Source organism: Paracoccus sp. N5, from assembly GCF_000371965.1.
Classification (GTDB): Bacteria; Pseudomonadota; Alphaproteobacteria; order Rhodobacterales; family Rhodobacteraceae; genus Paracoccus.
On the sequence record NZ_AQUO01000001.1, the window covers coordinates 1,055,816 to 1,068,032 of the forward strand.

The 12,217-nt window shown below is 67.9% G+C and carries 14 protein-coding genes and 1 riboswitch; of the genes, 5 read left to right on the top strand and 9 right to left on the bottom strand.

Going from position 1 to position 12,217, the window contains the following annotated elements; genetic code table 11:
• Nucleotides 1-13 precede the first annotated feature (13 nt).
• Both PARN5_RS0105325 and dapD read right to left on the bottom strand, forming a co-directional pair.
• Nucleotides 14-265: a GlsB/YeaQ/YmgE family stress response membrane protein gene (locus PARN5_RS0105325; RefSeq protein ID WP_017998739.1), complete on the bottom strand. Its 252-nt coding sequence runs from the start codon at nucleotides 263-265 to the stop codon at nucleotides 14-16.
• 106 nt (nucleotides 266-371) lie between these two features.
• Nucleotides 372-1,196, bottom strand: coding sequence for a 2,3,4,5-tetrahydropyridine-2,6-dicarboxylate N-succinyltransferase (gene dapD, locus PARN5_RS0105330; RefSeq protein ID WP_017998740.1), 825 nt, complete (start codon nucleotides 1,194-1,196; stop codon nucleotides 372-374).
• A gap of 98 nt (nucleotides 1,197-1,294) precedes the next feature.
• On the opposite strand from dapD, the gene PARN5_RS0105335 reads away from it, so the two are divergent.
• Nucleotides 1,295-2,119, top strand: coding sequence for a TIGR00730 family Rossman fold protein (locus PARN5_RS0105335; RefSeq protein WP_026155190.1), 825 nt, complete (start codon nucleotides 1,295-1,297; stop codon nucleotides 2,117-2,119).
• Nucleotides 2,120-2,137: 18 nt separating this feature from the next.
• Here PARN5_RS0105335 and PARN5_RS0105340 read toward each other — a convergent pair whose 3' ends face one another.
• From PARN5_RS0105340 to PARN5_RS0105360, 4 genes are all read right to left on the bottom strand, one after another.
• On the bottom strand, nucleotides 2,138-2,659 hold the full coding sequence (locus PARN5_RS0105340; protein ID WP_017998742.1) for a hypothetical protein: 522 nt from the start codon (nucleotides 2,657-2,659) through the stop codon (nucleotides 2,138-2,140).
• 1,111 nt (nucleotides 2,660-3,770) lie between these two features.
• Complete coding sequence (gene rlmH, locus PARN5_RS0105350) at nucleotides 3,771-4,238, bottom strand: 23S rRNA (pseudouridine(1915)-N(3))-methyltransferase RlmH (protein WP_017998744.1); 468 nt, start codon at nucleotides 4,236-4,238, stop codon at nucleotides 3,771-3,773.
• A 3-nt stretch (nucleotides 4,239-4,241) separates the two neighbouring features.
• On the bottom strand, nucleotides 4,242-4,673 hold the full coding sequence (rsfS, locus tag PARN5_RS0105355; protein WP_017998745.1) for a ribosome silencing factor: 432 nt from the start codon (nucleotides 4,671-4,673) through the stop codon (nucleotides 4,242-4,244).
• A gap of 102 nt (nucleotides 4,674-4,775) precedes the next feature.
• Entirely contained in the window at nucleotides 4,776-5,009 is a 234-nt protein-coding gene (locus PARN5_RS0105360) for a hypothetical protein (protein WP_017998746.1), read from the bottom strand.
• 292 nt (nucleotides 5,010-5,301) lie between these two features.
• Here PARN5_RS0105360 and leuC point away from each other — a divergent pair, with 292 nt between their 5' ends.
• Complete coding sequence (leuC, locus tag PARN5_RS0105370; protein WP_017998748.1) at nucleotides 5,302-6,738, top strand: 3-isopropylmalate dehydratase large subunit; 1,437 nt, start codon at nucleotides 5,302-5,304, stop codon at nucleotides 6,736-6,738.
• A 17-nt stretch (nucleotides 6,739-6,755) separates the two neighbouring features.
• On the opposite strand, the gene PARN5_RS0105375 is transcribed toward leuC, so the two are convergent.
• Entirely contained in the window at nucleotides 6,756-7,337 is a 582-nt protein-coding gene (locus PARN5_RS0105375; RefSeq protein WP_017998749.1) for a hypothetical protein, read from the bottom strand.
• Nucleotides 7,338-7,429: 92 nt separating this feature from the next.
• Here PARN5_RS0105375 and leuD point away from each other — a divergent pair, with 92 nt between their 5' ends.
• The 3 genes from leuD to bluB are packed head-to-tail and all read left to right on the top strand — an operon-like array spanning nucleotide 7,430 to nucleotide 9,686.
• A complete protein-coding gene (gene leuD / locus PARN5_RS0105380; RefSeq protein ID WP_017998750.1) occupies nucleotides 7,430-8,035 on the top strand; it encodes a 3-isopropylmalate dehydratase small subunit in 606 nt (201 codons plus the stop codon).
• A gap of 17 nt (nucleotides 8,036-8,052) precedes the next feature.
• A complete protein-coding gene (locus PARN5_RS0105385) occupies nucleotides 8,053-9,063 on the top strand; it encodes an endonuclease/exonuclease/phosphatase family protein (RefSeq protein WP_017998751.1) in 1,011 nt (336 codons plus the stop codon).
• Nucleotides 9,060-9,686: a 5,6-dimethylbenzimidazole synthase gene (bluB, locus tag PARN5_RS0105390; protein WP_017998752.1), complete on the top strand. Its 627-nt coding sequence runs from the start codon at nucleotides 9,060-9,062 to the stop codon at nucleotides 9,684-9,686. The genes PARN5_RS0105385 and bluB overlap by 4 nt, the downstream gene beginning before the upstream one ends.
• 44 nt (nucleotides 9,687-9,730) lie before the next feature.
• Here the strand turns inward: bluB and PARN5_RS0105395 are convergent, their stop codons facing one another.
• Complete coding sequence (locus tag PARN5_RS0105395) at nucleotides 9,731-11,245, bottom strand: hypothetical protein (RefSeq protein ID WP_017998753.1); 1,515 nt, start codon at nucleotides 11,243-11,245, stop codon at nucleotides 9,731-9,733.
• Between the two features lie 60 nt (nucleotides 11,246-11,305).
• Nucleotides 11,306-11,917, bottom strand: a complete 612-nt coding sequence (cobO, locus tag PARN5_RS0105400) for a cob(I)yrinic acid a,c-diamide adenosyltransferase (protein WP_017998754.1) — start codon at nucleotides 11,915-11,917, stop codon at nucleotides 11,306-11,308.
• Nucleotides 11,918-11,954: 37 nt separating this feature from the next.
• Nucleotides 11,955-12,157: riboswitch (cobalamin riboswitch) on the top strand.
• The last annotated feature ends 60 nt before the right edge of the window (nucleotides 12,158-12,217 follow it).

The following is a 12,217-nucleotide window of genomic DNA, read 5'->3' on the forward strand; positions in this document are numbered from 1 at the left end:
CGCCCCGTTTTCGCTATCCGGCCACCGCCCGGTAGAGCCAGATCAGCACCACCGCGCCGATCAGCCCGGCCACGCCCTGCGCCAGCCAGCTGCCGGCCTGGGCATTCAGGCCCACGAGGCCCAGGAGCGCGTTGCCGACCACGGCCCCGACGATGCCCAGGATGATATTGAGAAAGACTCCGGTATCGGCCTTCATGATATTGCTGGCGATCCAGCCCGCGAGACCGCCGACGATGATCGCGGCAATCCAACCCAAACCCTGCATGTGAAACTCCGCTTGCTGCTGAGGCTGCGAAATTGAACGCGGCCGGGGCGGATCGGTTTCACATCGGATTCACGCTGGGGTGAATCCGATGCAGGCGCGCAACAGCTCAGTCGCGCAGCAGCTCGTTGATCGAGGTCTTGGAACGGGTCTGCGCATCGACGCGCTTCACGATCACCGCGCAGTAAAGGTTCACGCCGTTCTTCGACGGCAGCGAGCCCGCGACCACGACCGAGCCGGCGGGAACCTCGCCATACATGACCTCGCCGGTCTCGCGGTCGACGATCTTGGTCGACTTGCCGATGAAGACGCCCATGCCCAGGACCGAGCCTTCGCGCACGATGCACCCCTCGACCACCTCGGACCGGGCGCCGATGAAGCAATTGTCCTCGATGATGGTCGGGCCGGCCTGCATCGGCTCCAGCACGCCGCCGATGCCGACGCCGCCCGACAGGTGGACGTTCTTGCCGATCTGCGCGCAGCTGCCCACGGTGGCCCAGGTGTCGACCATGGTGCCCTCGTCGACATAGGCGCCCAGGTTCACGAAGCTGGGCATCAGCACCACGCCCTTGGCGATATAGGCCGAGCGGCGCACGACGCAGTTCGGCACGGCGCGAAAGCCGGCGACCTGCCATTGCGCCTGGCCCCAATGCGCGAACTTGCTGTCGACCTTGTCCCACCAGGTGCCGCCCTGCGGGCCGCCGGCGTGGATCTCCATGTCCTTCAGGCGGAAGCCCAGCAGCACGGCCTTTTTCGCCCATTGGTTCACATGCCAGTCGGCGCCGCGTTTTTCGGCGACGCGCAGCGCGCCCTTGTCCAGCGCCTCGAGCGTCGCCTCGATGGCGTCGCGGGCCTCGCCCCTGGTGGCGGGGGTGATCTGGTCGCGGATCTCCCAGGCGGATTCGATGGCGGCTTCAAGGGCGTCATTCGACATGGTCTGGCCTCTCTCGGGATGGAAACTCGTGCCCAAGGGCTATAAGCCGAGGGCTGCGGCCGTGCAATGTACGGCGACCCGTGCCAGAGGTTTGGATGATGGACGAAGAAGAGCGCAGCCACCCCTTCCGCGACAGCCAGCAGGACGTGGCAGCGGCGCGCATCACCCCCGACACGCCGCAGACCCGCGCCCCGGCCTATCGGCTGGCCTTCACCGATACCGAATTCCTGCTGCGCGAGGAACTGCGCCCGGTGCGGTTGCAGCTGGAGCTGCTGAAGCCGCAGATGATCATGGACGCGCGCGGCATCCGCTCGACCGTGGTGATGTTCGGCGGCGCGCGCATCCCGGCGCCGGCGGAAAAGGACAGCGCCCGCACCCCGGAGCTGGCGGCGCTGTCGCGCTATTACGACGAGGCGCGCAGCTTTGCCCGCCAGATGACCGAGCGCAGCCTGGAAAGCTATGGCGCCGAGAACGTCATCTGCACCGGCGGCGGCCCCGGCGTGATGCAGGCCGGCAACATGGGGGCGTTCCAGGCCGGCGGAATCTCGATCGGCCTGTCCATCGTGCTGCCGCATGAGCAGGCGCCGAACCAGTATGTGACGCCCGACCTGTGCTTCAACTTCCACTATTTCGCGATCAGGAAGATGCATTTCCTGATGCGCGCCAAGGCGGTGACGGTGTTCCCCGGCGGCTTCGGCACGCTCGACGAGATGTTCGAGGCCCTGACCCTGATCCAGACCGGCCGCATGACGCGGGTGCCTTTCATCCTGTTCGGCCGCGAATTCTGGCACAAGGTCATCAACTGGCAGGCGCTGGCCGAGGCCGGCACCATCAGCCCCGAGGATCTGGAGCTGATCAGCTTCGTCGAAACCGCCGAGGAAGCGGTCGCGATCATCGACAACTGGGTCGTGCCCTGTCCCTGAGACTGTCCCCGGGACAGGTCACTTCGGCCACCAGGCGACGAAATCGTTCGGCCCGACGCTGATTGGCGGCCCGCCGGCGCGGCGCTGCACTTGATCTGCCGCGGCCAGCGCCGCGCCTTCGCGATAGATCGCATAGGTCAGCTCGGGCCGCATCTCGGGCTCGGGCTGGTCCTCGACCGCGCGCACCACGATGGTGCCCAGCTTCAGGGCGCGCTGGAAGGCCTCGTCATCGCCATACATCGCGTTGAGGAACTTGATGACCTTGGCGCGGAACACGGCCCTGTCCTGCGGCCCGTCGGAATCCTCGACGGCGGATCTGGCCGGCGCGACGCGCCGGGTCTCGCCCTGCATCGTCTCGCGCGCATGGGCGATGCCCTCGTGTCCCAGCTGCACATCCTCGCTGGCGGCGGCGGCTTCCTCGACCGGAGGAATCTCGGCCTCGGTCGCGGCGATGATCGCACCGACGGCGTCGCCGGGACGGAGCTGCGGCGCGGCGACGGGTCCGGCACGGCTTTGGATCGGGTTGGCGAGAGGAATCATGGCATACCTGGAGACTCATTGACGGAATGCCGCATCATAACCCGAAAGCCGCGGTTTTCAGCCGGCCATGCTGCGGTAAATGCTTAAAACCTTAATGGTTCTCGCAGCTTGGCGGGCATTTGGCAGGTTGGCGGGCCGCTTGCGCATTGCCGAAGATTGTCATCGCCTGCAAGTGACCAGTGCCTTGCCGGACCCCGGCTCCTCGTCGCGCACGGCTGGGCAGGCCAAGATCGGAACGGATCGCGGTGCTCACCTCTCGTGGCAGAGTTCCGGAGCATACCCCGAAGGTCCCAGCATCTGAGTTGCTCGCTCCGATGCCCTGCGAGCAGTTCATCCCTTTGGCTGCCGGCAGCAGGAACCGGCGACTTGGCGGCCAAGATATCGGGCTTGCGAGCGCCAATGCTCGCGCCAACCACGCGGCCGGTCATCTCCACCTCGGGATAACGAGGGGCCCGGTCTGCACCTTCGCCCGCAAGGTGCGGCTCCCTTTCTGCCCAACTGTGTAGGAAGCCTCCTGACGGCATGCTCTAGGTCATGCTTAATGGCGATCCAGGTCACGCACCAAATCGGCTCCCACCTAGCCCCCATCGCGCCCCAACTCGACCAGCTGGCGGTGCAGGCCATGGCCGGGGGCCTGCCCTAAGGCAAAACCGCAGCTGCGCCCCGCTCGCGGCCAGCTTTTCCGTCAGCTTGCGGATGGGATCGGGCCGGTTCGGCACAGAGTCCCGGTGCCGAACCTCACCGCCGCGCTCGCCATGCGCAGCGGCGACAGAGATCGGCGCCTGATGGACGTCCGGCCCGATGAACCTGTTCCTCTCCATCGGGTCTTTCTCCCATTCTCGAGGCTCGGCACCAGTCAATCTGGTGCAGCCCTCGAACGGAGAATGCCGCGGGAGAGGCCGCCGACCCAGTCAGCTCACTCCACGATCATGGGTGCTAGAGATGCTCTTGAATTACTGGCTGAATCAAAGCGGAACACATTTTGTCGGCACACCGTCTTCTAAGCCCTTCGCAAAGACAGGCACACATCAAATGTTGCCGTTTAGCCGAGCGGTGCCCTTACGCGAGGGGAAATGCCGGGACCAACCGCGGCCCCCGGCACATTCGCCAGCTATTCGCGGTGATAGGGGCTGCCGGCCAGGATGGTGGTGGCGCGATAGATCTGCTCGGCCAGCATGACCCGCACCAGCATATGCGGCCAGACCATGCGGCCGAAGCTAATCGCCAGGTCGGCGCGCGATCGCAGGCCTGGGTCGATGCCGTCCGCGCCGCCGATCACGAAGGCCAGGTCGCGCGCCGCGTCACGCCAGCCGGCGATGCGGGCGGCGAATTCGGGCGAGCTGAGCATCTGCCCGCGTTCGTCCAGCACCACCAGCGCGGCGCCGTCGGGAATGGCCTTGGCCAGCAGCGGCGCCTCGGCCGCCATGCCGCCGCCGCGCTTGTCCTCGACCTCGACCAGGGTCACCGGCGGCAGGCCAAGCGCGCGGCCCGCCTTGGCGTGGCGGTCAAGGTAATCGGCGATCAGGCTCGCCTCCGGTCCCTGCCGCAGCCGCCCGACCGCGGCAATGACCATGCGCATGGCTCAGTTCTGGGGCTTGCGGGCCGCTTCCTCGGCGGCGTGGTCGGCGCGCAGCCGGTCCAGCGTGGCCGAGCGCAGCGCATCGGCGGGCATCCACATCTTTTCCAGCTGATAGAATTCGCGGACCTCGGGGCGGAAGACATGGACGATCACGTCGTCGGTGTCGATCAGCACCCAGTCGCCGGTTTCCTTGCCTTCGACGCGGGCCGAGCGTCCGGTCTGTTCTTTCAGGCGCTCCACCAGCTTTTCGGCGATGGCTGCCACCTGGCGCGCATTGCGGCCCGAGGCGATCACCATGTGATCGGCCATGGCCGAACGGCCGCGCAGGTCGATGGTCACGACATCCTCGGCCTTGTCGTCGTCGAGAGAGGCAAGAATGCGGTCCAGCAGCTGATCGCTGGTCAGCCCGGGCTCCGCGGTGGTCGCTGCCGGCACGGGGGCCGACGGGACGGTATTGGACAGGGGTTCATCCTCCGGTCAACGCGCCGTTCACCCCCGGCGCCGGGCCCTTTCAATGTAGCACGGAATCGCGCCCGCTCAATGCGGGGGCGCAGGAATTCTGGGCGGGTTCGCGTAAAGACAGGCGGAAACCGGCAGATTTCCCCAGGGATCGGGGCAGCGCACCAGGCCCGAGCTCCAGGCCAGCCGGGGGTGGTCCAGCCGCGCCAATTGCCGGGCGCGCTCCATCGGCGTGTCGGCCAGATAGACCGCCAGGGTGAAAATTGCCACGCAGATCAGCGGGATCACCCGCAGGACGATGCGAATCAGCATGCCCGATCCTTTCCCTCAGTTCCGGGGGCAAGATAGAGGCGAATGCTCAACATGGAATTAACAGCCGCGTGTGACGATGTTGAACGCAAGGCAAAACCGGCGTATGACTGCCGACATGCAAGGATTCGTCTATTTCGATATCCATGACCGCGCCCGCCTGCCCGGCCGGTTCTACGGCGAAAGCCTGTCCGTCACCGCGCGACTTTGACGGGTGGCGGCGCCTGCGCGCGCGCCCCTGGTCCGGCGGACCACCAGCGATTTTCCCTAGCTACTCTTTCGGAAAGAGACAGCCATGACCGGCAATACCAATGCGGGCGCGCCCCGCACCCTGTATGACAAGATCTTCGACGCCCATGTGGTGGACCGGCAAGAGGACGGCACCTGCATCCTCTATATCGACCGCCACCTGGTGCATGAGGTGACCTCGCCCCAGGCCTTCGAAGGGCTGCGCATGGCCGGGCGCAAGGTGCGCCGCCCCGACCAGACCATCGCCGTGCCGGACCACAACGTGCCGACGACGCCCGACCGCGTGAACGGGATCGAGAACCCCGAGGGCCGCATCCAGGTCGCCGAGCTGGACAAGAACGCCCGCGAATTCGGGCTGAACTACTATCCGATGAGCGACGTCCGCCAGGGCATCGTCCATATCGTCGGGCCGGAACAGGGCTGGACCCTGCCCGGCATGACGGTCGTCTGCGGCGACAGCCATACCGCGACGCATGGCGCCTTTGGCGCGCTGGCGCATGGCATCGGCACCTCGGAAGTCGAGCACGTCCTGGCGACGCAAACGCTGATCCAGAAGAAATCCAAGAACATGAAGGTGGAGATCACCGGCAAGCTGCGTCCCGGCGTCACCGCCAAGGACATCACCCTGGCGGTGATCGGCAAGACCGGCACCGCCGGCGGCACCGGCTATGTCATCGAATATTGCGGCGAGGCGATCCGCGACCTGTCGATGGAAGGCCGCATGACCGTCTGCAACATGGCGATCGAGGGCGGCGCCCGCGCCGGCCTGATCGCGCCGGACGAAAAGACCTTCGCCTATTGCCAGGGCCGCCCGCACGCCCCGAAAGGCGCCGCCTGGGAGGCCGCCGTCAGCTGGTGGAAGACGCTCTTCACCGACGAGGGCGCGCATTGGGACAAGGTCATCACCATCCGCGGCGAGGACATCGCCCCGGTGGTGACCTGGGGCACCTCGCCCGAGGACGTGGCGGCGATCACCGACAAGGTTCCGGCCCCCGAGGATTTCGAGGGCGGCAAGGTCGAGGCCGCGCGCCGCAGCCTGGACTACATGGGCCTGAAGCCCGGCACGCCGCTGAACGAGGTCAAGATCGACGCGGTCTTCATCGGCTCCTGCACCAACGGCCGGATCGAGGACCTGCGCGCCGCCGCCGGCATCCTGAAAGGCAAGCACCTGGCGCCGGGCGTGCGCGGCATGGTGGTGCCCGGCTCGGGCCTGGTGCGCCTGCAGGCCGAGGAAGAGGGTCTGGACAAGATCTTTACCGACGCCGGTTTCGAATGGCGGCTGGCCGGCTGTTCCATGTGCCTGGGCATGAACCCCGACCAGCTGGCGCCGGGCGAGCGCTGCGCCGCGACCTCGAACCGCAACTTCGAGGGCCGCATGGGCCGCGGCGGCCGCACCCACCTGATGTCGCCGGTCATGGCGGCGGCGGCGGGCATCGCGGGTCACCTGACCGACGTGCGCGAACTGCTGGCGGAAACCGTCTGATGCCTGCGGGCGGGGTCTTAGCGGCCCCGCCTCAGCAGCAGCAGGGCGTTGACCGCGATCAGCACCAGCCCGGCGTTCTCGAACCAGAAGTTGAACTTGAGGTTCGCGAAATCCAGGCTGAGGAGCCTGTCGACATGATGGAAACCCACCGCGCGCACCAGCACGAAACCGCACAGCACGGCCAGCCCGACCAGGGCCAGGCCATTGCCGCGCATGCGCCCGCGCAGGGATTTCGTGGCCCAGAGCAGCGCGCCCCCCACGCCCAGCACCAGCCCGGCGATGAAGGCCAGCTGCACCAGCCAGCGGTTGTCGTACCAGCCCTGGGCATGGGCCATGCAGCGCCCGGTGGCGGTCAGCGCGGTCTGCAGGTCGAGCTGCTTGTTGAAGGCCAGGGCCGCCATCAGCACCGCGATGGCCAGCCACAGCCCGCGCGCCGCGCGGGCGGGGCGGCGGCGCAGCACCAGGGTCGCCAGCGCCAGGCAGGCCAGATAGGACAGCACCGTCAGCCAGCCGGTGATCTCGGGATCGCCGATCTGCGGGGTCCAGTCGCGCGCAATGCAGGCGCGCAGGGCGGAAAGGCTGGAAAAACCGAAAAACATCAGCGAAACCCGTATGCACATGGCGCCGCGCGCCGGACGGGTCTCGGTTAACGGGGGCTGCGCCCCCAAGTCAATTCTGCGAGGATCAAGAAATGGACAAGTTCACCACCCTGACCGGCATCGCGGCCCCCATGCCGCTGGTCAATATCGACACCGACATGATCATCCCGAAACAGTTCCTGAAGACGATCCACCGCTCGGGTCTGGGCAAGAACCTGTTCGACGAGATGCGCTACAATCCCGACGGGACCGAGGTGCCGGATTTCGTGCTGAACCAGCCGGCCTGGCGCGACAGCCAGATCATCGTCGCCGGCGACAACTTCGGCTGCGGCAGCTCGCGCGAACATGCGCCCTGGGCGCTCCTCGATTTCGGCATCCGCTGCGTGATCTCCACCAGCTTCGCCGACATCTTCTACAACAACTGCTTCAAGAACGGCATCCTGCCCATCGTCATGCCGCAAGAGGTGGTGGACGTGCTGATGGAGGACGCCCGCAAGGGCGCCAACGCCCGCATGACCGTGGACCTGGAGGCCATGACCGTGACCACCTCGGACGGCCAGAGCTTCTCCTTCGAGCTGGACCCGTTCCGCCGCCACTGCCTGCTGAACGGGTTGGACGACATCGGCCTGACCATGGAGAAGGCGCCCTCGATCGACGCCTACGAGACGCAGATGGCCCAGAGCCGGCCTTGGGTGTAAGGGCGCTCGCCCTTGCCTTGGCTGTCGCCGCCCTGCCGGCGACGGCCGCGCCGTTGCGCATTGCCACCTACAGCCCCGACCTGTCGCGCGACGGGCCGGGGCTTTTGCTGCGCGATCTCGGCCGCGAGGATGCGCAGATCGCCGCCGTCGTCGCCGTGCTGGCCGAAACCCGGCCCGACATCCTGCTGCTGACCGATTTCGACTGGGATTTCGACGGCAAGGCGCTGGATGCCTTTGCCGCCCGGCTGGCGCAGGCCGGGCTGGATTATCCGCACCGCTTCGCCGCCCGACCGAACAGCGGCACGGCGACCGGGCTGGACCTGGACGCGGACGGGCGGTTGGGCACCGCGGACGATGCCCAGGGCTTCGGCGAATTCACCGGCCAGGGCGGCATGGCGATCCTCTCGCGCCACCCCATCGGCCCGGTGACGGATTACACGGATGCCCTGTGGCGCGACCTGCCCGGCAACCTGATGCCCGCGCTGCCCGAGGAGGTGCGGGCGGTGCGCCGGCTGTCCTCGACCGGGCATTGGGACGCGGTGGTGACGGTGGCGGGCCGGCCGCTGCACCTGCTGGCCATGTCGGCGACGCCGCCGGTCTTCGACGGGCCCGAGGATCTGAACGGCCGCCGCAACCACGACGAGCTGGCCTTCTGGCTGGGGCACCTGCCCGATGCGCCCTTCGTGCTGGCCGGGAACCTGAACCTGGATCCCCAGGACAGCGAGGGCAGGCCGCAGGCGCTGGCGCAGGTCATGGCGCATGTCACCGACCCCCTGCCCCGCAGCGCCGGCGGCGCGGCGGCCAAGGGCGGTGTCAACGACAGCCAGAAGGGCGACCCGGGCCTCGATACCGGCGACTGGCCCGACGACAAGCCGCCGGGCAACCTGCGGGTGGATTACGTCCTGCCCGCGAAGGGGCTGAAGATCACCGATTCGGGCGTGTTCTGGCCGGCCGAGGGGCCGCTCGCCAAGGCGGCGCTGACCGCTTCCGCGCATCGCCTGGTCTGGGTAGAGTTGGACTGGCCATGACCCAATTCGACGAATCCGACCGCGACACGCTCGATCGCATCCTGCGCTGGCGCCGCGACATGCGGCATTTCCGCACCGACCCGGTGCCCGAACCCTTGCTGGACGAATTGCACGCCGCGATGGAGCTTGCGCCCTCGGTCGGCAATTCCCGGCCCTGGCGGGTGATCCGCGTCGAAAGCCCGGGCCTGCGGGCCGAGATCCGCGCCGATTTCCTGCGCTGCAATGCCGAGGCCGCCACGGGCTATCAGGGCGAGCAGCGCCGCGCCTATGACGCGCTGAAGCTGGCCGGGCTGGACCGGGCGCCGGTCTGGCTCGCGGTCTTTACCGACACGAGCCCTGCCGAGGGTCACGGCTTGGGCCGCGCCACCATGCCGGCGACGCTGCACCAGTCCACCGCCATGGCGATCCATACGCTATGGCTGGCGGCGCGGGTGCGCGGGCTGGGGCTGGGCATGGTCTCGATCCTGGACCCGGCGCATGTCGGCCCGCTGCTGCAAGTGCCCGAGGGCTGGGAATTCACCGCGCTTCTGTGCCTCGGCTGGCCCGAGTTCACCGACGACACGCCGCTGCTGCATCGCACCGGCTGGCAGGCCAATACCGCGCCAGGCTGGCAGAAACGCTAGGCCCCGCCGGCGCGCGGCGGGGCCCGTTTTCTGGGGGTGGCGGCTTACTGCTGCGGCGGCGCGGGCGGCGGGCCCATCGGCTGGCCGTTCACGCTGATCTGCCCGCCTTCGGGCATCTGGATATCCCAGACCGCGTCGCCGCCCTCGCCCGGCTTCGACATGGCGCGGGCCATGCGCAGCATCATCAGCGGCTGCGCGGCCTCGTCCTGCGGCGCGGCGGCCAGCGCCGATTCCAGCGTGTCGAGTCCGCTGGCCGAGATCAGCGCCGTGCCCACCGGCGCCGCGCCCGGACCGACCGCCACATCGGCGCGATAGTCGATCTGATAGCCGTCGCCCTTGATCTGCGAGGGCGCCAGTTTCAGCGTCGCCTTGCCGTCGGGCAGGAGCGCCTGCTGCATCTGCTGGGGCGAGAGCTTGGCCAGCGGCTCCTCGGCATTCAGGTCGAAGCTCTCGATCAGCAGCTTCGCCGGCGCCGCCAGGTCGAAGTCCGAGGCGGCGAAGTCCAGCGACACCTCTTGCGGCAGGATCGGCGCGACCCAGGACGGCAGCACGCCCTCGGGCACGGTCAGGCCAGAAAGCACCAGCTTCTCGGCCAGCCGCCCGTCCGGCACAGCGCCGCTGAGCCCCAGGCCCAGCGTGGCCGAGGCCAGGCCGAATTCGCCGATGGGCGAGCCGATCTTCATGTCGCGGATCGCCATCTCCAGGCTCAGCTCGTCCCACAGCGGCATGGCGGCGGCCAGCCGGTCGCGCAGCCCGTCCTGCGACTGCTTGATCTGCGCCTCGGACGGATGCGCGACGAACCAGGCCAGAAGCGACAGGACGCCCTCCGAGCGGGCGCCCGCCATCAGCCCCTTGCCGTCATAGCCGGGGGCCGAAACCTCGATCAGCATCGGCGCCCCGCCGGGACCGAACACCAGCTCCTGGCTTTGCTTCAGGTCGGTGGCGGTGAAGGCCATCGCCTGGTCCACGCCGCCCGCCTTGCCGGCGGTGCCGGTCATTTCCACCTCCATCCGCGCGGTGGTCTGGTGGTCGCGCGAGATGACCTGCGGCTCGGCATCCGGCGCGGGCGCGACGGGCATGCCGTCCGGCCCCATTGCCTCGGGCGGGCCATATTGCACGGAATCGATGACGTAATCGGTCATCACCGCCTTCTGCTCGCGGAAGCCCTTCAGCGCCTCGTCCCAGATGCCGGTGGATTGCACCTTGGTGGTGCCCTTCTGCTCGAACATCTTCGGCACCACCACCGACCAGCTGAGCACCTGGTCCTCGCTGACGCCCCAGCTGCCGTCGCCGTTGTCGGTCAAGGTATAGGTCAGGGGCGAGACGGTGATCTGCGCCCGGGCATCCGGCACCTGCGCCAGAAGCGGCGCCGGATCGATCGTCAGCTGGTAGCTGTCGCCCTGCGGGGTGACGCTGACCACGCCCTCGGTCGCGCCCAGATAGGTCTGCAAGACGCCGGTCAGCCGCGCCGCGCCCTCGTTGGTCGCCGGCACCGCCCAGGCGGCCGAGACCGGCCCCAGCGCCAGCAGCGCCACAAGTCCTTGTCTGAAATAGAGCATGAATATTCCTCTCGCACGCAGGCAAAGCCGTTTTACGTCGTCAGATGAGCCGATTCCGGCCTAGAACTCCACCCCCGGCTGGGCCTTGATGCCGTCGCGGAACGGATGCTTCACCATCTCCATCTCGGTCACAAGATCGGCGGCGGCGATCAGTTCCGGCTTCGCATTGCGCCCGGTCAGCACGACATGGGTCATCGGCGGCTTTTCGCCCTGCAGAAAGCCCAGCACCTCGTCCAGCTCCAGATAGTCGTAGCGCAGCGCGATGTTGATCTCGTCGAGCAGCACCATGCGGATCCTTGGATCGCGGATCAGTTCCTTGGCCTTGTCCCAGCCGGCGCGGGCGGCGGCGATGTCGCGGGCCTTGTCCTGCGTCTCCCAGGTGAAGCCCTCGCCCATGGCGTGGAACTGGCACAGGTCGCCGAAATGCGTGGTCAAGAGCCGGCGCTCGCCGGTGTCCCAGGCGCCCTTGATGAACTGCACCACGGCACAGGGCATGCCATGGGCGATGCAGCGCAGGATCATGCCGAAGCCGGACGAGGACTTGCCCTTACCCTTGCCGGTATGGACGATGACCAGCCCCTTTTCGCCCTGCTTGCCGGCCATCATCCGGTCGCGGGCGGCCTTGACCTTGGCCATCTTCTGGGCGTGGCGGGCGTTGTCGTCGGTTTCCATCGGGACTCCTTTGCTTGACAAGCGGGGGCCGGCAGCGCAGAGCATGGGGCGCGCCGGTTCCTGTCCTATGACAGGTGAAAAGGGAATGCGACGGGTGAAAGCCCGAAAGCAGCCGCCCCCGCGACCGTGACCGGAAAGGTCGCCCGATGCCACTGGCCCGAAAGGCCGGGAAGGCGGGCGCCCGTGGGCCATCGCCCGAATCCGCAAGCCGGGAGACCTGCCGCGCAACGAAGGATTGACCGGCGGACGGGGTGTTCCTGCTGGGGTTCGGGCGCCTGCGCCCTGCCTCATGCCGCCATG

Bases quoted from the DNA above. Each gene is read 5' to 3' on its own strand.
- PARN5_RS0105325 (WP_017998739.1), bottom strand. From the start codon at position 265: ATGCAGGGTTTGGGTTGGATTGCCGCGATCATCGTCGGCGGTCTCGCG.
- dapD (WP_017998740.1), bottom strand. From the start codon at position 1,196: ATGTCGAATGACGCCCTTGAAGCCGCCATCGAATCCGCCTGGGAGATC.
- PARN5_RS0105335 (WP_026155190.1), top strand. From the start codon at position 1,295: ATGGACGAAGAAGAGCGCAGCCACCCCTTCCGCGACAGCCAGCAGGAC.
- PARN5_RS0105340 (WP_017998742.1), bottom strand. From the start codon at position 2,659: ATGATTCCTCTCGCCAACCCGATCCAAAGCCGTGCCGGACCCGTCGCC.
- rlmH (WP_017998744.1), bottom strand. From the start codon at position 4,238: ATGCGCATGGTCATTGCCGCGGTCGGGCGGCTGCGGCAGGGACCGGAG.
- PARN5_RS0105360 (WP_017998746.1), bottom strand. From the start codon at position 5,009: ATGCTGATTCGCATCGTCCTGCGGGTGATCCCGCTGATCTGCGTGGCA.
- leuC (WP_017998748.1), top strand. From the start codon at position 5,302: ATGACCGGCAATACCAATGCGGGCGCGCCCCGCACCCTGTATGACAAG.
- PARN5_RS0105375 (WP_017998749.1), bottom strand. From the start codon at position 7,337: ATGTTTTTCGGTTTTTCCAGCCTTTCCGCCCTGCGCGCCTGCATTGCG.
- leuD (WP_017998750.1), top strand. From the start codon at position 7,430: ATGGACAAGTTCACCACCCTGACCGGCATCGCGGCCCCCATGCCGCTG.
- bluB (WP_017998752.1), top strand. From the start codon at position 9,060: ATGACCCAATTCGACGAATCCGACCGCGACACGCTCGATCGCATCCTG.
- PARN5_RS0105395 (WP_017998753.1), bottom strand. From the start codon at position 11,245: ATGCTCTATTTCAGACAAGGACTTGTGGCGCTGCTGGCGCTGGGGCCG.
- cobO (WP_017998754.1), bottom strand. From the start codon at position 11,917: ATGGAAACCGACGACAACGCCCGCCACGCCCAGAAGATGGCCAAGGTC.